24 protein-coding genes and 2 pseudogenes are annotated in these 24,758 nt (G+C 65.2%); 2 read left to right on the forward strand and 24 right to left on the reverse strand.

Annotated elements, in window-relative coordinates:
* Nucleotides 1-266: 266 nt before the first annotated feature.
* The 3 genes and pseudogenes from HUS23_07080 to HUS23_07090 form a co-directional block, all read right to left on the reverse strand.
* Nucleotides 267-1,145: pseudogene (locus HUS23_07080) on the reverse strand (hypothetical protein).
* The gene (locus tag HUS23_07085) at nucleotides 1,142-3,025 is read right to left on the reverse strand and encodes an iron-containing redox enzyme family protein (protein QKT03589.1); all 1,884 of its coding nucleotides are present in this window, start codon (nucleotides 3,023-3,025) and stop codon (nucleotides 1,142-1,144) included. Before HUS23_07085 ends, HUS23_07080 begins: the two are co-directional and overlap by 4 nt.
* 241 nt (nucleotides 3,026-3,266) lie before the next feature.
* Nucleotides 3,267-4,460, reverse strand: a complete 1,194-nt coding sequence (locus HUS23_07090; protein QKT03590.1) for a beta-lactamase family protein — start codon at nucleotides 4,458-4,460, stop codon at nucleotides 3,267-3,269.
* Nucleotides 4,461-4,775: 315 nt separating this feature from the next.
* Between HUS23_07090 and HUS23_07095 the strand changes: the two genes are divergently transcribed.
* A complete protein-coding gene (locus HUS23_07095; protein QKT03591.1) occupies nucleotides 4,776-5,447 on the forward strand; it encodes a TetR family transcriptional regulator in 672 nt (223 codons plus the stop codon).
* A 15-nt stretch (nucleotides 5,448-5,462) separates the two neighbouring features.
* On the forward strand, nucleotides 5,463-6,515 hold the full coding sequence (locus HUS23_07100; GenBank protein ID QKT03592.1) for a metal-dependent hydrolase: 1,053 nt from the start codon (nucleotides 5,463-5,465) through the stop codon (nucleotides 6,513-6,515).
* A gap of 128 nt (nucleotides 6,516-6,643) precedes the next feature.
* Here the strand turns inward: HUS23_07100 and HUS23_07105 are convergent, their stop codons facing one another.
* From HUS23_07105 to mnmG, 21 genes and pseudogenes are all read right to left on the reverse strand, one after another.
* Complete coding sequence (locus HUS23_07105; protein QKT03593.1) at nucleotides 6,644-7,084, reverse strand: hypothetical protein; 441 nt, start codon at nucleotides 7,082-7,084, stop codon at nucleotides 6,644-6,646.
* Nucleotides 7,085-7,630: 546 nt separating this feature from the next.
* Nucleotides 7,631-7,909, reverse strand: a complete 279-nt coding sequence (locus HUS23_07110) for a hypothetical protein (GenBank protein ID QKT03594.1) — start codon at nucleotides 7,907-7,909, stop codon at nucleotides 7,631-7,633.
* 96 nt (nucleotides 7,910-8,005) lie between these two features.
* On the reverse strand, nucleotides 8,006-8,353 hold the full coding sequence (locus HUS23_07115; protein QKT03595.1) for a hypothetical protein: 348 nt from the start codon (nucleotides 8,351-8,353) through the stop codon (nucleotides 8,006-8,008).
* A 271-nt stretch (nucleotides 8,354-8,624) separates the two neighbouring features.
* Nucleotides 8,625-8,968, reverse strand: a pseudogene (locus HUS23_07120) (type II toxin-antitoxin system RelE/ParE family toxin).
* Nucleotides 8,965-9,174: an addiction module protein gene (locus HUS23_07125; GenBank protein QKT03596.1), complete on the reverse strand. Its 210-nt coding sequence runs from the start codon at nucleotides 9,172-9,174 to the stop codon at nucleotides 8,965-8,967. Before HUS23_07125 ends, HUS23_07120 begins: the two are co-directional and overlap by 4 nt.
* Nucleotides 9,175-9,264: 90 nt before the next feature.
* Nucleotides 9,265-11,094, reverse strand: coding sequence for a glutamine--fructose-6-phosphate transaminase (isomerizing) (glmS, locus tag HUS23_07130; GenBank protein ID QKT03597.1), 1,830 nt, complete (start codon nucleotides 11,092-11,094; stop codon nucleotides 9,265-9,267).
* 4 nt (nucleotides 11,095-11,098) lie between these two features.
* Nucleotides 11,099-12,484, reverse strand: coding sequence for a bifunctional UDP-N-acetylglucosamine diphosphorylase/glucosamine-1-phosphate N-acetyltransferase GlmU (gene glmU / locus HUS23_07135; GenBank protein QKT03598.1), 1,386 nt, complete (start codon nucleotides 12,482-12,484; stop codon nucleotides 11,099-11,101).
* A gap of 30 nt (nucleotides 12,485-12,514) precedes the next feature.
* Nucleotides 12,515-12,760 (reverse strand): hypothetical protein, encoded by a 246-nt coding sequence (locus tag HUS23_07140; GenBank protein ID QKT03599.1) that lies wholly within the window; start codon nucleotides 12,758-12,760, stop codon nucleotides 12,515-12,517.
* A gap of 240 nt (nucleotides 12,761-13,000) precedes the next feature.
* Complete coding sequence (locus HUS23_07145; GenBank protein ID QKT03600.1) at nucleotides 13,001-13,438, reverse strand: F0F1 ATP synthase subunit epsilon; 438 nt, start codon at nucleotides 13,436-13,438, stop codon at nucleotides 13,001-13,003.
* A gap of 26 nt (nucleotides 13,439-13,464) precedes the next feature.
* On the reverse strand, nucleotides 13,465-14,847 hold the full coding sequence (gene atpD, locus HUS23_07150) for a F0F1 ATP synthase subunit beta (GenBank protein QKT03601.1): 1,383 nt from the start codon (nucleotides 14,845-14,847) through the stop codon (nucleotides 13,465-13,467).
* Between the two features lie 43 nt (nucleotides 14,848-14,890).
* Nucleotides 14,891-15,754, reverse strand: coding sequence for a F0F1 ATP synthase subunit gamma (gene atpG, locus HUS23_07155; protein QKT03602.1), 864 nt, complete (start codon nucleotides 15,752-15,754; stop codon nucleotides 14,891-14,893).
* A gap of 12 nt (nucleotides 15,755-15,766) precedes the next feature.
* Complete coding sequence (locus HUS23_07160) at nucleotides 15,767-17,308, reverse strand: F0F1 ATP synthase subunit alpha (GenBank protein ID QKT03603.1); 1,542 nt, start codon at nucleotides 17,306-17,308, stop codon at nucleotides 15,767-15,769.
* Between the two features lie 25 nt (nucleotides 17,309-17,333).
* A complete protein-coding gene (locus HUS23_07165) occupies nucleotides 17,334-17,870 on the reverse strand; it encodes a F0F1 ATP synthase subunit delta (GenBank protein QKT03604.1) in 537 nt (178 codons plus the stop codon).
* 12 nt (nucleotides 17,871-17,882) lie between these two features.
* Nucleotides 17,883-18,353, reverse strand: a complete 471-nt coding sequence (locus HUS23_07170; GenBank protein QKT03605.1) for a F0F1 ATP synthase subunit B — start codon at nucleotides 18,351-18,353, stop codon at nucleotides 17,883-17,885.
* 48 nt (nucleotides 18,354-18,401) lie between these two features.
* Nucleotides 18,402-18,686: a F0F1 ATP synthase subunit C gene (atpE, locus tag HUS23_07175; protein ID QKT03606.1), complete on the reverse strand. Its 285-nt coding sequence runs from the start codon at nucleotides 18,684-18,686 to the stop codon at nucleotides 18,402-18,404.
* Between the two features lie 65 nt (nucleotides 18,687-18,751).
* The gene (gene atpB, locus HUS23_07180) at nucleotides 18,752-19,555 is read right to left on the reverse strand and encodes a F0F1 ATP synthase subunit A (protein ID QKT03607.1); all 804 of its coding nucleotides are present in this window, start codon (nucleotides 19,553-19,555) and stop codon (nucleotides 18,752-18,754) included.
* A gap of 15 nt (nucleotides 19,556-19,570) precedes the next feature.
* A complete protein-coding gene (locus HUS23_07185; protein QKT03608.1) occupies nucleotides 19,571-19,966 on the reverse strand; it encodes an ATP synthase subunit I in 396 nt (131 codons plus the stop codon).
* Nucleotides 19,967-20,198: 232 nt separating this feature from the next.
* Entirely contained in the window at nucleotides 20,199-21,077 is an 879-nt protein-coding gene (locus HUS23_07190) for a ParB/RepB/Spo0J family partition protein (GenBank protein ID QKT03609.1), read from the reverse strand.
* Nucleotides 21,078-21,195: 118 nt separating this feature from the next.
* The gene (locus HUS23_07195) at nucleotides 21,196-21,981 is read right to left on the reverse strand and encodes a ParA family protein (protein QKT03610.1); all 786 of its coding nucleotides are present in this window, start codon (nucleotides 21,979-21,981) and stop codon (nucleotides 21,196-21,198) included.
* Between the two features lie 160 nt (nucleotides 21,982-22,141).
* Nucleotides 22,142-22,792: a 16S rRNA (guanine(527)-N(7))-methyltransferase RsmG gene (gene rsmG, locus HUS23_07200; GenBank protein ID QKT03611.1), complete on the reverse strand. Its 651-nt coding sequence runs from the start codon at nucleotides 22,790-22,792 to the stop codon at nucleotides 22,142-22,144.
* Nucleotides 22,773-24,716: a tRNA uridine-5-carboxymethylaminomethyl(34) synthesis enzyme MnmG gene (gene mnmG, locus HUS23_07205; GenBank protein QKT03612.1), complete on the reverse strand. Its 1,944-nt coding sequence runs from the start codon at nucleotides 24,714-24,716 to the stop codon at nucleotides 22,773-22,775. The genes rsmG and mnmG overlap by 20 nt, the downstream gene beginning before the upstream one ends.
* Nucleotides 24,717-24,758: the final 42 nt, after the last annotated feature.

A 24,758-nucleotide genomic window follows, 5' to 3' on the forward strand; every position in this document is an offset into this window, starting at 1 on the left:
CCTCGCTTACCGCAACCGGGGCGAACAGCACGATATCAATGGATTACGGCTACCATAACACACAGAAAGCGGCGCCCGACGCGCGTGGTCAGTAGGTGGGACCGCGTCCGCGCATGCCGGCCCCGTGCGCGCTTGGTCGTGCGTGAACCTCACAGCGAACTCATACCCTGAAATAGCAATAATCATCGCTCTCCCGGCATTCACTCAGCGCCGCTGCGTTCCGCCACCTCCCCGGCGTCGGAGTGGGCTCGGGTACGGCGGGATGCCGAAGCTTGGCGCTTACGTTGCACGAGGTACGCGTGCAACATCTCGCTTGCCAATCCATGAAGTACTAGCCGATAACCCGCACGAAGCGTGCTCATGGCGACCATTGGGTGCTTATTGTTGACCAGCAGCATTGGCAATGGATCGTCCAAAAGCTGGCTCGTATAGATAGCGACGGTCTCATCCAGCTGGAGTGAGTTCGAGGCGCGCCAAAAGTCGCTGTCGGTCAGGAACAACTGGAAGATCGGTGTGAAGACTTCAATGGCCGTCAGCAGGTCTATTTTATTAGTCCAACCGTCGGGCATCGGTTCAATGGGCAATGGACCGTCCGTTATCATGCTGAAATCCAGGGGGGAAGAAGGAGGTTTTATCGTCCTTTCCTGCCGAGCGAGCTCGCGGTTCACCCAGATAACGAAGTTGAATAGATTCAAGTCGTGTTTCACGAAGCCGTCCGGCTTCAGATCCTCCAGATTTCGAAATCGCATGAAGTGCAGCTCCGGTATCTGGATGTCAGGAAGGTTCTTGAGGATGAACTGCTGGATCTCCGAGCCCACATGAAAGTGGCGCATCACCAGCCAGTTCGCATCCGGACTCACGAAATGGCGCATTCCACCGACCAACACACGATGCAAAAGGCTCACTGCGCGTAGACGTTTTGGGAGGATGAGCTTGAGCAACTGCACGGCGACCAGGCCGAGCCGCGCCATGGGCCTGACGATGGGGAGGAGATACTGCCGGCTTGGACTACTGGCATCCCTTAGCCACCGTCGTTTCACTTCAGCATCTAACGGGATGCTTTGATCGAGTAGCAGTGCGTGCCACGGGCTTGGATCTGCCGGATCGTGTTCCCGATTTGGGTCCTCTAACCACGGCTGGCTCATAGTAACTCCCATTGCAGCGTGTATAGTGCTGCGACATGCTTAGCGGTTGTCATGATGCTATGTGCATGCTCACGCGCGTTTTCGTTCGGCGTCGCCAGCACCAGCTCGACTGCATTCAGCCAGCGAGCCAGGTGACTAGGGTCGTTCTCCCCGTGATACCTCAAAAACCGATAACACTCCTCCGGAAGCGCGAGCTGCTGACGGATGCTCGGCAAGAGAGCGGGGATGATGCGTTGGCCGGTGCCCTCGATGATGTAGACGCCGCCTAGGAGCCCGACCGGCAGGGGCTCGCGTGCTAGGCCGTGCATATAGGCGTTCAGCGCTTCGCCACCTGCGTTTCGGCGCAGATCGTTCACGGATGCTATTGTTCCCCCCGCTCGGCGATAATCCTGAAATAGCATCATGAAGTCACCATGCTCGTCATCGGCATGCTGGTGGATGAGATCCCGTAGGTCGGCATACGCGTCCGGCAGATCGGCGACCGCTTGCCGCATCCACCGCGTACCTTCCTGCACCTGTGGAATCCAGGTCTCCATCCAGCGGAGGTAATCCTGGCGAGTCAACTTCCCGCCCAGGATCTTGGCCACGAAAGGGGTATGCCAAATCCCTGAACGATACTCATGCCAGATCGACGCTAACCCTTGGAGCGTATCCTTGATCAAACCCTTTGTTGAACCGCCGGGGTCGTGCGGCGGCGCGACCGGCGCGTGCGCACTGCCGCCCCGCTTGGGGCTGCCCTTGCCGCTACCCGGGACCACAGTGAGCATAACAAACGACACGGAGAAGCGACCGGATTCGGGGACAAAACATAGCACCCGCTCTCCAGGCAGCAGGCTCCTCTCGCGCATGAGGTCGGCGAGCTGGATGAATATCGCAGAAGAGCCCGTATTCCCGCGGCGGGTGAGATTAGAGAACCAGCGCTCGCGCTGTATATGCAAACCTGCAGTACGCATCAACTCGTCGCAGACCTTGCCTAGCTTTTCCGAGGAATAGTGTGCCAAGAAATGCGTGACTTTCTCCGGAATCACGTGCCCGGCGCGCACCAACTCGGCATACTCGTGCACCGCGACCTCGAACAACTGGGGAAGGATCCGCAGATCCTGGCGCAGGAGCAGTGCTCCTGCTCGCTCCGCTGATGCAAAGGACTCATAGTCCATGAACGAGCGCTTGGATGCTTCGGTCGCGGTCCCCAGCTGCATACACGGGGGATAATCTCCCGAGAATGACTTCGTGTGTATCCAGTCGACACGTAACGCGGTACCAGACGCCGCCTCGGAGTGCGAAGATAGAACGCACGCTCCGGCGCCGTCGGATAACATCCAGCGGAGAAATTCTGCGTCGAAGGTAGGCCGACCAATCAGCGATGTGTAACGAGACTTGCGAAGCAGACGGGAGGGAAACTCCACCGCGGCGACAACCGCACGGGTATGATTCCCCGTCCCGACGTGGTTCGCGGCATCCGTAAGCGCTCCGATGCCGGCGCCGCAGATGCCATGGTGGCTACGGGTCGACATTGGCGGACCACGAAGCTCCCCTTGCAACATGTTGGCGAACCCCGGCATCAGCACATCTCCACCGGAGGTGGCTGCCGCAAGGAACGTGATATCCGATAGTTTTACGCCCGCATGGGCCAGACCCGACTCAACGGCGAGCGCCCCCATCTGGGCGGCCGTGTAGCGAGCCTCTCCCTCCGGATCGATTCCGTAATGGCGCGTGGTGATGCCGTTGTCGGCGAGCACCCGCCGCTTGAGGCGCACTGATCCTGGGTCCAGCGGCGAGATGTAACGGTCCATCGCCTCGTTATCGACGGGTTCGCCCGGGAGGAAGCTGCCAGTTCCAACGATGTAAACGCCGTCGTAGTGCTGCGGACCGTAGCGCATGTCTCTGTCCCCCCCCTGTCGAAACTATCGCTGTTACTCTCACTCGCGCCGCCGTTTCCCGGGACCACGGACGTTGCCATCAGTTCTTATCGCGGCTCCTGCAGCGTAGCGCGATCAGTGTTCTCCGACCCGGTTCTTCACCCAGCAAGCATTGTTCTCTTACCCGGGTTCTCAGGCAAGGCGCGGCATGCAGGAGAGCTTGCTCGAACCGCTCAGCAGAGGAGAGCGTCGCCGTCCCCAGCTATCCCAGCGGGAACGCTTTGTTCGCATTGTCGCGATCAACAGCAACGGTGCGAAGCCCTTGGAGCAATCGTGGCACCTTCTTGAACGGTACCGCCGGAGCCGTCAACTGGTCTACTGTCCCGGTAATGTAGATATCGAGTTGGGGGGCGTAGAACAGCCATGAGCCGGTAGCTCCAGTATGACCGATGAGGGTCGGCATGGAGAGAAACGGCTTCAGGACGCGCGGAGTCTGGAAGCGCATCATGGCCAACCCGTACTCGATCGGCCACCCGGGGGCTATGGGTATGAGTGAGAACCCAAAGGGGTTCCAGTGGCGCCACATCAGTTCTGCCGTCGCAGGGTCATCGAACAGTTCCCCGGTAATCAGGGCCCGCAAGAATGTGAGCGTCTCGTCGGCCGTGCTGAAGAGATCCCGGAACGAGGCCAGTGCGAGCGGCCTGTCCATGGGCGCGTCACCTGCCCATGGCACCGCGGCTGGCGGCATGGATGCCTCCGGAGGCGTACCCGGATGCCACGTCCGCGTCAGGCCTAGCGGCTCGTAAATGAGTGTGGCGAACACCTCATGGAGTGGTTGCCGCGTCACCGTCTCGATCACTGCAATGAGAAGTTGAAAATTGGTGTCAGAGTACCGGACCGTGTGGCGACGACCGTCGAGCGGCCGGGGGGCGAAGTGCGCGCCCCGCGTCACGCGGACCATCTCAAGAATATCGGATATATCCCAGCTCCGGTCCCCCTGCTCTACGACCAGATCCAGTAGTGCCTTCTTCCCCTTCGGCGCTTCGGAAAGGTACTCGGGAAGCCCGGAGGCATGGCCCATGAGGTGGCGCAATGTGAGCTCCGCCGTCCTGTCCACGCCTCGGCGCCGATGAAGACCCGACACCAGGCGGGCAGGCAGATGATCCGTTAGCGGATCGTCGATGGATAGCTGCCCTCGCTCCTGGAGGCGCAGCACCGCCGCACCGATATAGAGCTTGGTGACGCTCGCTAGGCAGTAGGGCGTTTCCGGCGTCATCGGGGTTCCGGTTGGATCGGCGACACCGGCAGCACCGACCCAACAGTAAGAGCGGTCGCGCGGCTCGACCCCAACAATGACGTGCCGGATATCCCGAAGATCCGCCAGCTCTTGGACGGTACGTTCGAGCAGATCCTTAACGCCTGACGGGACAGCCCCTTGGTGAACTGAAAGAACCATCTTCTATCTATTGCCGAGGTTCGAGAGGATTGGGGGCTTCGGGTTGCCGGACTATGTCGGTTCGATCAAGGGGCTAAAGCCCGCCGCCTGATAGGCCCGCGCCCAGAGAGGTCGCCCCCGATGTCTGCGGGTCGCGTAGGAAAGGGTAGCGCCGCCGTCTCCCTTGATCCACCTAATGGAGAATGCCTGCACACGTTGGCGCCGCGAGTTCTGGACGGAGTCGGAGCCAGTGTTCGGGCTCGTGCCGCCACCGGACCCATGCCGACTGCTGCTATACACTGGAAAGCAACGGAAGGAAGCGCGGGAGGGTCCAACATGGCGCGCAAAGCCGATCTGCGGGAGAAGATAGTCGACGCGGCCGTGGCACTGGCGGAGGCGCGTTCCTGGGAAGAGGTGCGACTCTTCGAAGTCGCGGAGACGCTAGGGGTCGACCTCAACGAGGTGCGCCGACACTTCCGCGAGAAGGAAGACCTGATCGACGCCTGGTTCGATCGTGCCGACGAGGCGGTACTCGCGGCCAGCGCCGCGCCGGCGTTCAAGGCGCTCCCCGCGCGGGTGCGGCTGCACCGGTTGATCATGGCGTGGCTGGAGGCCTTGGCGGGCCACCGGCGGGTGACACGCCAGATGATCTATGGGCGCCTGGAGCCCGGGCATGTGCACATGCAGGTACGTGGTCTACTACGCGTGAGCCGCACCGTGCAGTGGATCCGCGAAGGTGCGCGGCGTGACGCGGCGTTTTTGACCCGCGCGCTGGAGGAGACCGTACTGACCAGCATCTACCTCGCGACGTTCTTCCGCTGGCTGCACGACGACTCCACCGACGCGGCCGCCACGCGGCGGCTGCTGGACCGGTTGCTGCGCGGCGCCGAGTGGCTGCCGCCCTTCATGTTCGTGCCGGAGCAAACCGTGCGCGCCGTCGACGCCGCGCCCGCCGCGGCTGCGGATGCGGGCCGCCCGGCAACCGCGCCCGCCACCCCCAAATCCTGACCCGCACCGCCGTTCGTGGACACCCTCACCCATGCACTGAGCGGTGCCCTGCTGGCACGTGCCGCCACCCCCGCGCGCCCCGCGCCGGGCACGCCCGGCGTGAGCGGCCGCATGGCGGCCGGCTTCGTCGGCGGCGCCTTCCCCGACATCGACGTGGTCACGCGCGCGGTCGACACCCTCTGGTACCTGAGCGAGGTGCACCAGCGCGCGACGCATTCGCTGGTGCTGCTGCCCCTGTGGGCCGTCGCCGTGGCCTGGCTGTTCGGCCGCGCGTCGGGTTTGCGCTGGCGAGGCTACTTCGTACCGGCGGCGCTCGGCATCGGCATTCACATTGCGGGGGATCTGATCACGGCCTACGGCACCATGGTGCTGTACCCGCTCTCCAGCTGGCGCCCGGCGCTGTCCTGGACCTATGTGGTGGATCCCTACTTCACGGTCATCCTCCTCGCCGGACTGCTCGCCGCCTGGCGCTGGCCGACGCACGCCCAAACGGCCGCCGTCGCCGCCTTGGCGGCGCTCGTCACCTACGTGGGCATGCTGGGGCTCCTACATCAGCGGGCGGTGGGCATGGCCGAGGCGTATGCCGCGGCCATGGAGCTGCCGGCGGAGCGCGGCCGCGCGCTGCCCCAGCCATTCTCGCCCGCTCACTGGATGTTGGTGGTGAGCGATGGCGCGGCGCACCACACGGCCTGGGCGCGTCTGCTGCCAGGACGCAGCCTGGCCGAACGCCTGCCCCTGCCGCCGCCCTTTCAGCGCATGCCCGCCCATTACAGCCATGCGCCCGAATGGCAACGCCATCCGCGCTTTGGCCGCACCCCGGATGAGATCGAGGTGGCCACGGAAGCGTGGCGGCAGGACGAGTTCCGGTACTTTCGTCGCTTCGCGCGTCTTCCGGCGCTCCACGACGTGGATGCCGATGGTGATGACGCGCGACAGTGCGCTTGGTTCAAAGACCTGCGCTTCAGCCTGCCGGCGCTACCCCCATCCTTCGTGTTCGGCATGTGCCGCGATACCACCGACGGCACATGGCAACGGAAGCGCCGTCGCGGCGCGATGTGGTTTGATTGAGATGCTCGGGAGCGGACCAGTTTTCCGGGTGAGGCGCACCAGCCAGTCGGCAATGGTCGCGTTCTCTGTCGCCAGCACCGTGTCCGTTAAACGGGGGGAGGTTCATAGCGTCTCCCGTTATGTGTTCACTATCCACATTCCTTGCTCATGAGTCGCTCAAGTGTTGCACGGCTGATCTGGAATTCGAAATGCAATGGCTCATGAGAACCGACTACGAAGTATTTGACTTCGGCACCGTAGCTCTCGGCGGGGTCAGAGAGATGGTGATCCACAAGCTTGTTGACGATATTGATCAGACGCTTCGATGCCAAATCCTCCTTACTAGCCATCCTCTCAGTCTGGCTATCGGCTTTGTCAAAGAACCACTCATAGACTCCGCATCTATCCGCTTTAATATCGATATCAGGCACCCCGCCAAGCCACTCCGGAACGCCGCTTTCCCCGCCGTGAGCAGATAGAGCGCAGGCTACGCCAATAAGCCCAAGAACCTTTCTCCAAAAGTGCGGACACACAACACTCTCCTTAGTCTTCGATACATAACCGTTACCCAAGCGAGCTTGGGGGGCCATGTTAGATTCTTGCGACATACAAACCGAACCCCAAGCTGAGAAGTGCGAAAACGCCAAAGCCTATCCATTCGTAGGCAGACTTTGCTGGTTTAACAGCAGGCTGGTTGATTCGAGGATCCGATCCTGCGTATGCCACCTCAATCATGTGACCCCTTTGCGCCGCGACATAGTCGGATTCGGGCACTCGCGCCCACATTTCTGATAAAAGCCACTGGCCAGTGTATGAGTAGCTTTGACCCGATCCAGGTGGAGAAAAGCGATAGCGCACTTGGTACGGATAATCTACGCCCGTGCAGCCCCGGCCCGTGCAAGGATGAAAACGTGCAGACGTTACTTCCGCATGGATGACTACTCTATCGTGACCCATTAGCCACCAGCTATATGCTTCAAAGCCCGCGAGCCACGAGAACACTGCTCCGTTAACAGCGAAGAGGGTGAATAGCGCCAATTTAGCGACAGCAGGGTTCACAGCTATTCTAACGCTCCGCTTGAGCCGCCGCTTTCCCTGCAGCGCAGCGGAAGGGGAAGCCGTCGGACTCAAAGCGGTTACTCGCCATCCGTGGTCTTTCCACTAATCCGCGCACTGTAGCGCCACACATGATCAAGTAGGCCCATCTCCCGAGCCGCCTCATTTGCTTTCTTCCAGAACCCTTCTGGAGCGCCGCTTTCGAGCGCCACGCCTTCAAGCTCGGCGAGCGCCAACTCCAAGTCGTTGTGTTCGAGATATTCGGCGAAGTACAGCAGAAAATCGTCAGACACAGCCAACATGCTTCTCGCTTCCAGCAGGTGTCCAGTCGTTCTTTCCCACGACGCTTGCAGCGACATCCGTTCCCCTCACTGACTAACGTTCTGCTTGAGGCGCCGAGAAAAGCGCGCAGCGCTTTACGAGGTCGCTCTCAAAGCAGTTGTTAGGAGCGTTCCTCACCATGCGGGCGGCCATCCGAAAACAAAGATTGACATAAAGAACGAGCACACCCCAACAACGCCGAAAAAATATGAATATATGACCGGTTTCCGATGTGCTTCACAGAACTCGACCTCTTCTGATTCCTCTCGCTTCACGTATTCACGTTCTTTCAGGTATTTGATCGTTTCCCATGCGCCGATCAGGTTGGAATCGGTTGCCAGCGACCGATAGCCGCTGTGCTCCCATAAGTCAGGGTAATTCTTCAGCCCCTTTAAGAATCGCCACGAATACCAACTCTCCACTAGGAGTCCGGCGATGAACACAAATGTGGCAATCGCGGTTGGATGCAAGATAATTTCCAACGTGTCAGCTCCTAACAGTACTAGACGGAAAGAATCCGTGGTTAAACACGGAAACTTTCCGCCTATCGCGCATCGCCGGGCAGGAGACGAGCCTCTTCTTCCGTTGAATGAATGGCTAACGGCGTGCCCGCGTTCTTGGGCTTGCGTGATATACGGATACTGGCCGCCATATTGGAGATAAGCGGCGAAGCGGAACGGGGCGGTGGGCGCTTGAATGCCATCTGGAGTCCTTCTTTGGGACCTATTGGGGCATCTTCCCGCGTGAGGGGCGCTAGTTCAAGCTTTGCCGTAAGGCGGGTGAACGCGGACCGCAGCGCGCGCTACCGCCTATGCGCCAACGCCGCGGGTTACGGCTGGCGTGCATGACGGCAACTACAACTACGGCCTCTCGCTCGAGTCGATAGTAGATGCCGAAGGGGAACTTGTGGATCAAGGCACGTCGCGTGTTGCGGTACAGGGCGGGATACAGCGAGGGCGTTCGGCAAGCTTCGCCAGCGCCTGCGAGACTTCGTCCAGGAACTGCTGGCCGAGACCGCTTCGCTGGTGCTCGTACCACCTGGCGGCTTCCTCGATGTCTCGCTCGGCCTCGGGCCGAAGGCGGACATCCTGCGTCACAGGCGCTTGCGGATTCTCGCGAGCACGTCCGCTGCCGGACGTCCCGGGTCGCGGTCAGTCTCGAAGGCGTCGAGACGCCGGTCCAGCTCGGCTCGCTGCTCGTCGGTCAGCGGCAGTGCGGACTGATCGGCGGCGATGCTGTCCCAAAGCTCCTCGACGAGGCGAATGCGCTGCTCAACGCTCAGATCGCGCAGGGTATGGTTCATAGCGTACCTCCGTATCTGGACCTAAGGTGACGCGACGGACGCCCAATGGGAACAGGCACGCCGTCCGCCCCGCGTGGTCAGCGGAACTACCTACTCCACCGTCACCGACTTGGCGAGATTCCGCGGCTGATCCACGTCCGTCCCCTTGATCACCGCGGCGTGGTAAGCGAGGAGCTGCAGGGGCACGGTGTGGACGATGGGTGAGACGACCTGATCGGTGGGCGCGATGTTGTAGACCTGCACGCCGGGACCGGCCTGCATCTCGGCGCCTGCGTCGGCGAACACGATGAGCTCGCCGCCGCGGGCGCGGACCTCTTGCAGGTTGGCCTTCAGCTTTTCGAGCAGCTCGTCGTTGGGGGCGACGGCGATCACGGGCATGGCGTCGTCGACGAGAGCCAATGGGCCGTGCTTGAGTTCCCCGGCGGGGTACGCCTCGGCGTGGATGTAGGAAATCTCTTTCAGCTTGAGCGCGCCCTCTAGCGCGACGGGGTAGTGCGCGCCGCGGCCGAGGAACAGGGCATGCTGTTTGTCGGCGAACTGCACGGCGAGCTCGCGGATGGCGTCGTCCATCTTCAGCACGTCTTCGATCATGCCGGGCAGGCGCTTGAGTTGATCGACGATGCGCGCCTCTTGCGCGTCCTCCAGGCGGTGGCGGCGGCCGAGCACGAGCACCAGCAGCAGCAGCGCCGTGAGTTGGGTGGTGAAGGCCTTGGTGGAGGCGACGCCGATCTCGGGGCCGGCGCGGGTCATGAGCACCAGGTCGGACTCGCGCACCAGCGCGCTCTCGGGCACGTTGCAGATGGCGAGGGTGTGCTGAAAGCCAAGACCCTTGGCGGCGCGCAGCGCGGCCAGCGTGTCGGCGGTCTCGCCCGATTGGGAGATGGTGACCAGCAGCGAGTTGCGGCGCACCACCGGGTTGCGGTAGCGAAACTCGCTCGCGACCTCGACGGCGCAGGGGATGCCGGCCAGGGACTCGATCCAGTAGCGGGCGATCATGCCGGCGTGGTAGCTGGTGCCGCAGGCGACGATGTGCACGTGCTCGACGGTGTCGAAGATCTCACCGGCGTTCTGGCCGAAGCTTTGCTCCAGGACGTGCGAATCGCTGAGGCGCGCCTCCAGCGTCTCGGCCACGGCGCGCGCCTGCTCGTGGATCTCCTTCTGCATGTAGTGGCGGTACTCGCCCCGCTCCACCGCGTCGGCGGAGAGTTCGGACTCGCGCACCGGGCGCTGTACCTCGTGGCCGTCCAGGTCGTAAATGACCAAGCCGTCCTTGCTGAGGTCGGCGATATCACCGTCTTCCAAAAAGATGAAACGCTGCGTGACGGGCAGCAGCGCCGCGACGTCCGAGGCGATGAAGTGCTCACCGATGCCGACGCCGATCACCAGCGGGCTGCCGCGCCGCGCGGCGATCAGGCGCCCGGGCTCGTTCTTGCTCACCACGCCGAGCGCGTAGGCCCCGCGCAGCTCGGCCACCGTGCGGCGCACGGCTTCGAGGAGATCCGCGCCGCGCTCGGTTTCGTCGTAGATGGCATGCACCACGACTTCGGTGTCGGTCTCGGAGGTGAAGGCGTGGCCGTTGCGGCGCTGCACCTCGCCGAGCGCTTCGTAGTTTTCGATGATGCCGTTGTGCACCACGGCGATGGTGTGGCGGCACACGTGCGGATGGGCGTTGTTCTGGGTGGGCTTGCCGTGCGTGGCCCAGCGCGTGTGCGCGATGCCGGTGCGCGCACTGAGCCGCTCCTCGCGCACCGCCTCGGCAAGCGCGGCGACCTTGCCCGGCGCGCGCACGCGCTCGACGCAACCGTCGCGCAGCACGGCCACGCCCGCCGAGTCATAGCCCCGATACTCGAGGCGACGCAGCCCTTCCAACAGAATCGGCACCACGTCGCGCTCGGCCACGGCTCCCACGATTCCGCACATACCTTTATCTCTCCTCGCTCGGCTTGGGCGCCTTCACCGGGCGCTGCCAGCCTTTGACGGTTCTCTGCGGCGACCGACTCAGGGTGAGCTCGTCCGCCGGGGTGTCGCGCGTGATGGTGCTGCCCGCGCCGATGGTGGCACCCGGGCCCACGGTCACCGGGGCGACCAGCTGCGTGTCGGAGCCGATGAAGGCGCCGTCGCCGATCACGGTACGGTGCTTGTTGGCGCCGTCGTAATTGCAGGTGATGGTGCCGGCGCCGATGTTCACGCCCGCGCCCACGTGGGCGTCGCCGACATAGCTGAGGTGATTGATCTTACTGCCCTCGCCCACCTCGCTCGCCTTCACTTCGACGAAGTTGCCGACGTGCACCGCGGCGGCGAGGCGCGCGCCGGGGCGCAGGCGCGCGAACGGGCCGATGCGCGCGCCGGCGCCGACCTCGGCGCCGTCGAGCACGCTGTGCGCGGCGATCTGCGCGCCGTCGGCGATGGTGACGTCCTTGAGCACGCAGTGCGCGCCGACGCTCACTCCGCTGCCGAGCACCACCCGCCCTTCGATGATCACGTTCACGTCGATGGTCACGTCCTGCCCGGCCTCGAGCGTGCCGCGCAGGTCGAAACGCGCCGGGTCGCGCAGGGTCACGCCCGCGCGCATCAGCCGCTCGGCCGCACGGCGCTGGTACACGCGCTCGAGGTGCGCGAGCTGGCTGCGATCGTTGACGCCGAGGATCTCGTCGATGCTGTCGGGCTGCGCGCTCGCGACCTCCACTCCTTCCGTGGCGGCCAGGCCCACCACGTCGGTGAGGTAGTACTCGCCCTGCGCGTTGCTGTTGTCCACGCGCGCGAGCCAGTCGCCGAGGCGCGCCGCGTCGGCCGCCAGGATGCCGGTGTTGACCTCGCGGATGGCGAGCTGTTCGGGGCCGGCGTCTTTCTGCTCGACGATGCCGTGCACGCGGCCGTCCGCATCGCGCTGGATACGGCCGTAGCCGGTGGGGTCTTTGAGTGTAGCGGTCATCAGCGCGAGCGCGCCCTCGGCGGCCAGCAGGCGGCGCAGCGTGTCCACCTCGACCAGCGGCACGTCGCCGTAGAGCACCAGCACGCGGTGCTCACGCGGAATGGCGGGCAGGGCCTGCGCCACCGCGTGGCCGGTGCCGTGCTGCTCGGCCTGCAGCACCCAGTGCACGTCGTCGCGGGTAGCAAAGTGCGCGCGCACGGCCTCGGCGCCGTGGCCGTGCACCACGTAGATCGCGGCGGGTTGGAGTGCGGCGGCGGTGTCGAGTACGTGCGCGAGCAGCGGCCGGTCGGCCAGCGTGTGCAGCACCTTCGGCACGCGCGAGCGCATGCGCGTGCCCTGGCCGGCAGCCAATACAACCACGGAAAGCGCGGAGGCCATGTAGCGAATCTCTCCCTCACGAAACGGCGGTCAATGCGCCGGCGATAGCTTCACCGACGCCACCCGCAGGCGGTACACCAAGGGGCGCACGGCCAGGGGGCGGTTGCCGTCCAGCGTAATCTGATTGTCTTCGCGCACGGTGACGACCAGTGTGAGCTGGTCGCCCCGCTCGTTCTCGAAACGCGCCTCGGCACCGACGCTGCGGTGGCAGAGGGCCCGGTTGCGCAGGCTTCCTCGCGATACGTCCGAGGGGCTCGTGCGGCGCGCCTGAGGCACGTTGGCCTGCCCTTCGCGGGCGGCGTCAGCTTGAGCACATGGAGCGCCGGTTTCGTTCGTAGAATATAGCTCACGCGTATGTTCACCCGCTCGAGCATGCGTCCCGATTCGTCCTCGTGCACTAGGCGAGCCCCGCGTGCACGCCGGCGCGGTTCCGCGCTAGCGCTGGCGTTTCCCCCGCAACGAAGAAAGGGCAGCCTACGCTGCCCTTTCCGATTACGCCTGTTACTGCACCGCCGGTCAACTACGTCCGTGCTGGCCCATCTTCTTACGCAGCCGCTGGATGGTCTGCAGCTGGGCGATGGCCTCGGCGAGCTCCGCCTGCGCGGCCGCGTAGTCGACATCCGCCTTGCGGTCCTTGAGCGCCTGCTCGGCCCGCTGCTTGGCTTCGATCGCCGCGGCCTCGTCGACGTCCTTGGCCCGCAGCGCCGTGTCGGCCAGCACCGTCACGGTGTGCGGCTGCACCTCGAGCATGCCGCCGGAGACGTAGTAGAACTCCTCCTGGCCGCCCGGGGTGATGACACGCACCTCACCCGGCTTGAGCTGGGTGAGCAGCTGGCTGTGGCGCGGCAGGATACCGACCTCGCCCATCAGGGCGGGGGCGTACACCGCCTCCGCCGTGCCTGAGAAGATCTCCGCCTCGGCGCTCACGATGTCCACGTGCATGGTCATGGCCATAACTTAACTCCTTCCGCCGCAGCGGCTTACAGGGTCTTGGCCTTTTCCACCGCTTCGTCGATGGTGCCGACCATGTAGAAGGCCTGCTCGGGCAGGTGGTCATACTCGCCTTCCACGATGCCCTTGAAGCCGCGGATGGTCTCCTTGAGCGAGACGTACTTGCCGGGCGAGCCGGTGAACACCTCGGCCACGAAGAACGGCTGCGACAGGAAGCGCTGGATCTTACGCGCACGGGCCACGATGAGCTTGTCGTCTTCGGACAGCTCGTCCATGCCCAGAATCGCGATGATGTCCTTCAGCTCCTTGTAGCGCTGCAGGGTGTTCTGCACCGCGCGGGCCACGTTGTAGTGCTCCTGGCCGATGACCAGCGGGTCGAGCTGACGGCTGGTGGAGTCGAGCGGATCCACGGCGGGGTAGATACCCAGCTCGGCGATCTGACGCGACAACACGACGGTGGCGTCCAAGTGCGCGAAGGTGGTGGCGGGCGAGGGGTCGGTCAAGTCGTCCGCCGGCACGTACACGGCCTGGATGGAGGTGATGGAGCCGGTCTTGGTGGAGGTGATGCGCTCCTGCAGAGCACCCATTTCCGAGGCGAGGGTCGGCTGGTAACCCACCGCCGACGGCATACGACCGAGCAGTGCGGACACCTCGGTACCGGCCAGGGTGTAGCGGTAGATGTTGTCCACGAACAGCAGCACGTCGCGGCCTTCGTCGCGGAAGAACTCGGCCATGGTCAGGCCGGTCAGCGCCACGCGCAGACGGTTGCCCGGCGGCTCGTTCATCTGACCGTACACCAGCGCCACCTTGTCGAGAACGTTCGACTCCTTCATCTCGTGATAGAAGTCGTTACCCTCGCGGGTACGCTCGCCCACGCCGGCGAACACCGAGTAGCCGGAGTGCTCGATGGCGATGTTGCGGATGAGCTCCATCATGTTGACGGTCTTGCCCACGCCGGCGCCGCCGAACAGGCCGACCTTACCGCCCTTGGCGAACGGACAGATCAGGTCGATGACCTTGATGCCCGTCTCGAGCAGCTCGGTGCTCGCGGCCAAGTCTTCGTACTTCGGCGCTTGGCGGTGAATCGCCCAAGTCTGCTCGGCGCCCACCTCACCCTGCTCGTCGATGGGCTCGCCCAGCACGTTCATGATGCGGCCCAGGGTCTTGGTGCCCACGGGCACGGAGATCGGGCGACCCAGATTGGTCACCGCCGCCTCACGACGCACGCCTTCGGTGCTGCCCATGGCGATGGTGCGTACCACGCCGTCGCCCAGCTGCTGCTGCACTTCCAGCACCAGGCCACCGTCGTCGACCTGCAGCGCCTGGTTCACCGTCGGCAGCGAGCCGCGCGGGAACTCGACGTCGACCACCGCGCCGATGATCTGCACTATCTTTCCAGCATTCGTAGCCATTGTGTCTTCCTCGAAATTTCCTGAAACCTTTCGGCAGCCGCGCTCAAACGGCAGCGGCGCCCGCGACGATCTCCGAGAGCTCCTGCGTGATCGCCGCCTGGCGCGCCTTGTTGTAGGCAAGCTGCAGTTCACCGATCAGGTTGCCGGCGTTGTCCGAGGCAGCCTTCATGGCGACCATGCGGGCCGACTGCTCGCAGGCGATGTTTTCCACCACGCCCTGGTAGACCTGCGACTCGACGTAGCGCATCAGGAGCTGATCCAGCACCTCCGCCGCGTCGGGCTCGTACAGGTAGTCCCAGTGATGGGCCAGGGCCTGTTCGGGCTCCGGCGCGCTGACCGGCAGCAGCTGCATGACCTGCGGACTCTGCGTCATGGTGTTCACGAACTCGTTGTACACCAGGTACAGCCGGTCGATCTCGCCGTTGTCGTAGGCGTCGAGCATCACCTTCACGCTGCCGATCAGATCGGCGATGCGCGGGGCGTCGCCCAGGCCGGAGACCTGCGCCACGATGTTGGACCCCAGCCGCTTGAAGAAACCGCTCGCCTTCTGGCCCACGGTGCAGACCTGCACGCCGGCCTTCTGCGCGTCCCATTCCCGCATGCTGCCGATGGCGGCCTTGAACATGTTCACGTTCAGGCCGCCGCACAGGCCGCGATCGGTGGAGATCAGGATGTACCCGACGTTCTTCGCTTCGCGCTGCTCGAGGTACGGGTGGCGGTACTCCGGATGCGCCTGCGCCAGATGCGCAATCACGTTGCGTATCTTTTGGGCGTAGGGGCGCGCGGACGCCATGCGGTCCTGCGCCTTACGCATCTTGGACGCCGCCACCATTTCCATGGCGCGGGTGATCTTCTGCGTGTTCTTTACGCTTCGGATCTGTCCGCGAATCTCTTTGCCGCTCGCCATCGCTCGGCTCCCTTACCAGGTGTGGCTGGCTTTGAACTTCTCGATCGCTGCCTTCAATTCGGCCGCGATGTCGTCGTTGTAGTCACCGCTCTGGTTGATCTTGTCCAGCAGCGCGACGTGCTCGGCCTTCATGTACGACTGCAGCGCCTGCTCGAAGTCCACGACCTTCTTGACCTCGATGTCATCCAGGAAGCCCTGGTTGGCCGCGAACAGCGACACCGCCATCTGCGCGACGCTCAGCGGCTGGTACTGCTGCTGCTTCATGAGCTCGGTCACGCGCTGGCCGCGCTGGATCTGACGCCGGGTGGCCTCGTCCAGGTCGGACGCGAACTGCGCAAAGGCCTGCAACTCGCGGTACTGCGCGAGGTCCAGACGCACGCCGCCGCCCAGCTTCTTGATGATCTTCGTCTGCGCCGCACCACCGACGCGCGATACCGACAGACCGGCGTTGATGGCCGGGCGGATACCGGCGTTGAACAGGTCGGTCTCCAGGAAGATCTGACCGTCGGTGATCGAGATCACGTTGGTCGGCACGAACGCGGACACGTCGCCGGCCTGCGTCTCGATGATCGGCAGCGCCGTCAGCGAGCCGGTCTTGCCGGTGACCTTGCCGCCGGTCAGCTTGGCGACCTCATCGGCGTTGATGCGCGCGGCGCGCTCCAGCAGACGGGAGTGCAGGTAGAACACGTCACCGGGGTAGGCTTCGCGGCCCGGCGGACGACGCAGCAGCAGCGACACCTGGCGGTAGGCCCAGGCCTGCTTGGTGAGGTCGTCGTACACGATCAGGGCGTCTTCGCCCTTGTCGCGGAAGTACTCGCCCATCGCGCAACCGGCGTAGGGGGCGATGTACTGCATGGCGGCCGAGTCGGACGCGGTCGCGGCCACGATGATGGTGTGCTCCATCGCGCCGTTCTCTTCCAGCTTGCGCACCACGTTGGCGATGGAGGAGGCCTTCTGGCCGACCGCCACGTAGATGCACTTAACGCCGGTGCCCTTCTGATTGATGATCGCGTCCACCGCCACCGCCGTCTTACCGGTCTGGCGGTCGCCGATGATCAGCTCACGCTGACCGCGGCCGATCGGCACCATCGCGTCCACCGCCTTGAGGCCGGTCTGCATGGGCTGGTCGACCGACTGACGGGCGATAACGCCCGGGGCGATCTTTTCGATAGGCGAGGTCTGGGCCGCCGTGATCGGGCCCTTGCCGTCGATGGGCAGACCGAGCGCGTCGACGACGCGACCCAGCATCTCTTCGCCCACCGGCACTTCCAGAATACGGCCGGTGCACTTGACGCTGTCGCCCTCGGCGATGTGCTCGTAAGGACCCAGCACCACCGCGCCGACCGAATCACGCTCGAGGTTGAGCGCGAGGCCGAAGGTGTTGCCGGGGAACTCGATCATCTCACCGTACATCACGTCGGCGACGCCGTGGATGCGCACGATGCCGTCGGTGATGGAGACCACCGTGCCTTCGTTACGCGCCTCGGTCACCGCCTCGAATTTCTCGATGCGTTGCTTGATGAGATCGCTGATTTCCGCTGGATTCAGTTGCATGGTTGCAATCCTCTTGCCGACGCCGCTATCGGAGCAGCGCAGTGGCGAGTTTATTCAGATGGCCGCGCGCCGAGCCGTCGATCACCAGATCGCCCGCGCGAATGATGGCGCCCCCGAGCAGTGCCTCGTCGGTGCGGCAGCGCAGCGCGACCTTGCGGCCCAGGCGCTTGGCCAACGCGTCGGCGATGATCGCCTGCTGTGCGTCCGAGACCGGAAGGGCCGAAACCACCTCCGCCTCGACCGTGCCCTCGGCGTCCGCGCGTAGCATCTCGAACAGCGCCGCGATGTCCGGCAGCAGTTCGAGGCGCCCGTTGGCGGCCAAAGTCCGGATGAGGTTCCGGCCCTGCTCGTCGAGATTGTCGCCGCACACGTCCAGGATGATCTGCACCAGATCCTCGCGGCTCACGTGCGGGCTCTTGATGAGCGCGGCCATTTGCGCGTCGGCGGCCACCTGCGCCGCCCACTGCAACATCTCGGACCAACGCGCGAGCGCATTATGCTCGCGCGCCACCTCGAACGCGGCCTGCGCGTAGGGGCGGGCTATCGTGGTTGATTCGGCCATGGTCGGAGCCCCTTAGAGTTGAGCCGCCAGGTCCTTGAGCAGCGTTTCGTGGGTCTTCTGATCCACTTCACGCTTCAAGACCCGACCGGCACCGGCCACCGCCAGATTCACCACCTGACCGCGCAGCTGCTCGCGCGCCTGATTGGCTTGCTGCTCGATCTCCGCCTTGGCGGCGGTGATCAGCCGCTGACCTTCGTCGCGGGCAGTCGTCTTCGACTCTTCGACGATCTCATTGGCGCGGCGCTGGGCCTGGGCAATGATCTCGGCGGCCTGGTTTTTGGCGTCCTGCAGGATTTCCTTGGCGCGCTTCTCCGCCAATTCCTGCTCGTGGCGACCCCGCTCGGCCTGTGCCAGCCCGTCCGCAATACGCTTCTTGCGGTCTTCGAGCATCGTGGTGAGCGGGCCCCACAGAAAACGCTTCATGAACCAGATCAGCAGCACGAAGCTGAAGATCTGGGCGAAAAGCGTAGCTGTAATGTTCATTGGAGCACTCCTTTATCGCGGTACCGCGTGGGCGGGGCGTTTCCCCTGTTACTGCCCCAGCGCGGCGGCGACGGCTCCGGCGAACGGGTTGGCGAACACGAACCACATGGCCATACCGAGCACGATCATCGGGAAGGCTTCCATCAGGCCGCCGGTGAACAGCATCTGACCCATGAGCTGCGGACGCATTTCCGGCTGACGGGCGATACCCTCGATGTACTTCGAGCAGATCAGGCCCCAGCCCAGCGCGGAACCCAGACCGGCCGCGGCCAGAATGATGCCGACGCCGATCGCGGTGAAGCTGTACACGCTGGCAATGATTTCAGGATTCATCGAGGTCTTCTCCTAAAGTTGATGACGCACAAGTTGTAAAGAACAAACCCAAAAAAGGAATTCGGTCAGTGGTGTTCGTCTGCCGTGCTCGCCATACCGAGGTAGACGATGGTGAGCAGCATGAAGATGAACGCCTGCAGCGTGATGACCAGGATGTGGAAGATGCCCCAGCCGAGGTTGGGCAGCCACAGAATCCACCACGGTAGCAGCGCGATGAGCAGGAAGATCAGCTCGCCGGCGAACATGTTGCCGAACAGTCGCAGCGCGAGACTTACCGGCTTGGCGATCTCCTCCACCAGCGTCATGACGATGTTCACCGGGAACAGCCAGATGCCGAACGGATGCATGAGGAAGGTCTTCAGGTAGCCGCCCACGCCGCGGATCTTGATGTTGTATCCGATGATCAGCGCGAACACGACCAACGCCAGACCGACCGTCGCCGACAGATTGGTGGTGGGCACCGGGCTCAGGTAGTAGATGCCGACCAGGTTGGCGGCGGCGGGCAGCAGGTCCACCGGGATCAGCTTGAGGGAGTTCATCAGGAACACCCACAGGAAGATGGTGATGGCCAGCGGTCCGATGAGCGGGTCACGCCCCGGGAAGATGTCCTTGACCTGCTGGTCGACGAACTCGACCACCGTCTCGAGCACGTTCTGCATGCCGGTGGGGCGGTCCGGGTTCAGATTGCGGCCCACCACGTAGCTCACCCCGACCAGAATGGCGGCGGTCAGCAGGGAAAAGAAAATAGTGTCCAGGTGCAGAGTCCAGAAAGGACCCTCGCCGATACTGACACTGAGGTTGGTTAAGTGGTGGGTGATGTAATAAACAGGATTGTCGCCCGGTGTCTGTTCACTTAGCGGCTGGCTCACGGAACGCTCCAAGTTTTATTTGGGTGGGGTCCAACTCGTATCCACCCGATTGAACATGTATCCGATTTGCGCGGCGGCAAAGGCGGCGATGATCGCCAGGGGGTCCAGCCGCAGGAGCCCCATACCAATTGCCAACAGCACCAGGGTCGCGATGAAGCGCATCGCGGCACCCATATAAATCTCGACCTCGCCCACGCGCGGGTTCTGGCCCGCCAGGGCACCGGCGCGCAGAATGCGCCAGCCGGCGATCAGGCTGCCCACCAGCGCGATGCCGCCGCCATAGAGGGCGGCCAGCGCGGAGGCGGCGCCCACCATCGCCAAATAGGCGCCGGCGACGGCGAGTGTCAGCAGTAGTTGCACGCCCAGCAAGCGGTGCAGCGCCCCGCGCAGGACAGTGGCGGCATGACTCATGGCGTCTGCGTCTTGGTGGTTAGCCACTCTGGGCGAGTGAGGCGGCGCGAGCGGGATCGAGCGAGCGCCGGATTGGTTTGGCTGGGCCGCGATGCGGCGTCCGCCCCTCAGCGAATCGAGCCCGATCGAGGCGCGTTCGCGCACGACCTCTCAGGGCCGCGCAGTATAGAGAACGCTGTGGCAGCGGTCAATGATGGGCCGATAAAGAGAATTGTTTGTGGGCGGTCTACGGCTATTTGATATGGTCAAGAATTCCGTCCAGCTCTTCCAAGCTATTGTACTGGATCACCACCTTGCCGCGTCCCTTCGGACCGTGCTGGAACACCACCTTCGCCCCCAAGCGCTCGGACAGCTGTTCCTGCAGCCGGCGGATGTCCGGGTCGACCCGCGGCGCCATGGGCTTGTTGGCGCCGTCCGGGTTCTGCGCGAGCTGACGCACCAGGGCCTCGGTCTGGCGCACCGACAGCTTGCGCTCCACCGCCATGCGGGCGGCACGGCTCTGCAGCTCGCCCGACAGCGCGAGCAGCGCGCGCGCGTGCCCCATCTCCAGCTCGCCCTGCTCGACGCGCGTCTGGACGTCCTCGTTCAGGGTGAGCAGGCGCAGCAGGTTGCTGACCGCCACCCGCGAGCGGCCCACCGCGTCGGCCGCGATCTGGTGGGTCATCTCGAACTCGTCCACCAGGCGCTGCAGGGCGCGCGCCTCCTCCATCGCGTTCAGACCCTCGCGCTGGATGTTCTCGATGAGCGCCATGGCGATCGCCACGCGATCGGGGACGTCGCGCACCACGGCGGGGATCTCGTGCAGGCCGGCCATCTGCGCGGCGCGCCAACGGCGCTCGCCGGCGATGATCTCGTAGCGGCCGGGGCGCTCGGGCAGCGGGCGCACCACGATGGGCTGGACCACGCCCTGGGCGCGGATCGAGGCGGCCAGTTCCTCCAGCGCCTCGGTGCGCATGTCCAGGCGCGGCTGGTACTTGCCGCGCTGGATCAGGTCGACGCCGAGGTGGCGCAGGTCGCCGTCCTCGCGCGCGCGATCCTCGGCGCGGGTGGGCGCGCTGCCGCCGAGCAGGGTTTCCAGACCGCGGCCCAGACCGCGCTTTTTCACCGCCATGTTGGTTACCTTTGTCCCTGTTGTCGCAGACGGCGGGCATCCCCGCCGGAACCGGGCCGCCGAACGCGGCGCCGCACATGTGCCGTCAGGCGGGCGGCCGCGACGCCGGCCCGGCGTCTCACGCCTCGGCCGGCGCGGCGATGCCCGCCCGCGCCAGCATCTCGTCGGCCAGCGCCTGGTAGGCCTGCGCGCCACGCGAGGTGTTGTCGTAATAAAGCGCCGGCAGGCCGTAACTCGGCGCCTCGGCCAAGCGTACGTTGCGCGGCACGATGGTCTCGTAGACGCGGTTCCCGAAATGCGTCTCGAGCTGGCGGGAGACGTCGGTGGCCAGATTGTTGCGCGCATCGTGCATGGTGCGCAACACGCCCTCGACGGTGAGTTCGGGGTTGGCGGCACGCGCGATGCGCTCGATGGTGTCGAGCAATGCGGACAGGCCTTCCAGCGCGTAATACTCGCACTGCATGGGGATCAGCACCGAGTCGGCGGCCACCAGGGCATTGACCGTCAGCATATTGAGCGACGGCGGGCAGTCGATGAGGACGTAGTCGTAGTTGTCGCGCAGCGGCGTCAGCGCCTCGCGCAGGCGCCGCTCGCGGCCCTCCAGGGCGATCAACTCGACCTCGGCGGCGGTCAGGTCGCCGCCGGTGGGCAGCAGGTGATAGCCCGACTGCTCGATGTTGACCACCGCCTCGGCGGCGGGCGCGTGGCCGAGCAGCACGTCGTAGGCCGAGGGATCGCATTCGTGTTTATCGACCCCGCTGCCCATGGTGGCGTTGCCCTGCGGATCGAGGTCGACCAGCAGCACGCGTTGGGCGCGTGCGCCAAGCGAGGCCGCCAGGTTGGTGCAGGTGGTGGTCTTGCCCACCCCGCCCTTCTGATTCGCCACCGCAATGATGCGTCCCATCTACCCCCCTCCCGGTCGGCGCGACGCCGCCCGTTGTCGAAATCGTCGACGGCCCGCGCCGCCTTCGGTGTGTCGTGCCGTAGCTATGGAAGCGTGGAATGATCCGACGCCTTCTTTAGCGGCATACTGGTCTGCGAGATCCAGGCTGGATATGCAGACCTTAAGCCGTGGGGTCCGCCGCCGTCACCTCGACCACATAGCGCTGCGCATCCAGCCCGGGCACCGTGAGCGCGCGCACCCCGCGCAATCGATAACCGGCGGGCAGACCTTCCGCCTCGGCGTGCGCCGCCGCGCCCTTCATGGCCAAGAACGTGCCGCCCGTGCGACACAAATGCCCCGCCACCGCGAGCGCCCGCGGCAGCTCGGCGAAGGCGCGCGTCACCACCGTGTCGAACGGCGCGTCCGGCACATAGTCTTCCACACGCGCCTGCACCACCTCCACCTGCGTGAGTCCAAGCTGCGCCGCCGCCTGCGTCACGAAGCGGGTCTTCTTACCGTTGCTGTCGAGCAGGGTGTAGCGATGATCGGGGGCGGCGATGGCAAGCGGGATGCCCGGCAACCCCGCCCCGGTGCCCACGTCGACGATGCGCGGTCCGCGCAGGTAAGGCAAGACCGCGAGGCTGTCCAGCAGGTGACGGGTGACCATCTCCAGCGGATCGCGCACCGCGGTGAGGTTGTAGGTGCGGTTCCAGCGCGCAAGCAGGGCCACGTAGTCGAGCAGCTTGGCCTGGGCGTCGGCATCCACGGCGAGCCCCAGGGCCTGCAACCCGTGCGCGAGGCGCGCCGCCTGCTCAGGCGCTGCGGGCGGCACGCGTCTGCTTCTTGAGGTGCACCAGCAGCAGCGACACCGCCGCCGGGGTCACCCCCGGCACCCGCGCCGCCTGACCGAGGGTGGCCGGGCGCTGGTGCGCCAGCTTCTCGCGCACCTCGGCGGACAGGCCGCGCACCGCGGCGTAATCGAGGTCCGCCGGCAGGGCGAGGTCGTCGTGGCGGCGCTGGCGGGCGATCTCGTCGTGCTGGCGCTCGATGTAGCCCGCGTACTTGGCCTGGATCTCGATCTGCTCGGCCACCTGGGGGTCGGTCACCGCCGGCCCGACCCCGGGGAGGGCGGTCAACTCGGCATAGCGGACATTGGGGCGGCGCAGCAGCTCGGCGGCACGCTGTTCGCGCGCCAGCGGCGCCCCCAGCAGACGCGCGGCCTGGTCCGCCGCGGCATCGGAGGGCCGCAGCCAGATGTCGTGCAATCGCGCCTGTTCGCGCTCGATGGCGTCGCGTTTAGCGCAGAACGCGCTCCATCGCGCGTCGTCCACCAAGCCCAGTTCGCGCCCGATGGCGGTCAGGCGCAGGTCGGCATTGTCCTCGCGCAGCAGCAGGCGGTACTCGGCGCGGCTGGTGAACATGCGGTAGGGCTCGCTGGTACCGCGCGTGATGAGGTCGTCGACCAGCACGCCGATATAGGCCTGGTCGCGGCGCGGCCACCAGGGCGCCTCATCCGCCGCCACGCGCGCGGCGTTCAGCCCGGCGAGCAGCCCCTGCGCGGCGGCCTCCTCGTAGCCGGTGGTGCCGTTGATCTGCCCGGCGAAGAACAGGCCGGCGAGGGCGCGGGTCTCCAGCGTCGGCTGCAGATCGCGCGGATCGAAGTAGTCGTACTCGATGGCGTAGCCGGGCCGGGTGATATGGGCGCGCTCGAAGCCGGGGATGGAGCGCACCAGGGCGTGCTGCACGTCGAAGGGCAGCGAGGTCGAGATGCCGTTGGGGTAGACCTCGTGGGTGTCCAGCCCCTCGGGCTCGACGAAGATCTGGTGGGCGTCCTTGTGCGCGAAGCGCACCACCTTGTCCTCGATGGAGGGGCAGTAGCGCGGCCCCACGCCCTCGATCACGCCGCTGTACATCGGCGAGCGGTCCAGGCCGCCGCGGATGATCTCGTGCGTGTCGGGGTTGGTGTAGGTGATATGGCAGGCCACCTGCGGCGGGTGCTCGGCGGCACTGCCTAGAAAGGAGAACACCGGCATGGGCTCGTCCCCGGGCTGCGCCTCGAGGCAGCTGTAGTCGATGCTGCGCCCGTCCAGGCGCGGCGGGGTGCCGGTCTTCAAGCGCGCGACGCGCAGCGGCAACTCGCGCAGGCGCGCGGCGAGGGCATTGGCGGGCGGATCCCCCGCGCGCCCGCCGGAATAATTGGACTCGCCGATGTGGATACGCCCGCCGAGAAAGGTGCCGACGGTGAGCACCACCGCGCGGGCGTGGAAGGCGAGCCCCATCTGAGTCACCACGCCCACCACGCGCTCGCCCTCCACCACCAGGTCGCTCACCGTCTGCTGGAACAGGCGCAGATTGGTCTGATGCTCGAGCGCCGCGCGCACCGCCTGGCGGTACAGCACGCGGTCGGCCTGGGCGCGCGTGGCGCGCACTGCGGGGCCCTTGCTCGCGTTCAGGATGCGGAACTGGATGCCGGCGCGGTCAGTGGCGTGCGCCATCAGCCCGCCGAGCGCGTCGATCTCCTTGACCAGGTGCCCTTTGCCGATCCCGCCGATGGCCGGATTGCAGCTCATCTGGCCCAGGGTTTCGATCGCCTGGGTAAGCAGCAGGGTGCGCCGACCCATGCGCGCCGCGGCCAAGGCGGCCTCGGTGCCGGCATGGCCACCCCCGACTACAATGACATCGAAGTCGTCTGCGTACTGCACCTTCACTCCCGCGAATCGCGGCCGATATGCCCTGGATGCGGGCACTTGCGGCATCCCGCCGCGGCCGGGTGGGCCCGGCCCGCCCGCCTGACCGGC

The organism is Ectothiorhodospiraceae bacterium 2226, assembly GCA_013348725.1.
Lineage (GTDB): Bacteria > Pseudomonadota > Gammaproteobacteria.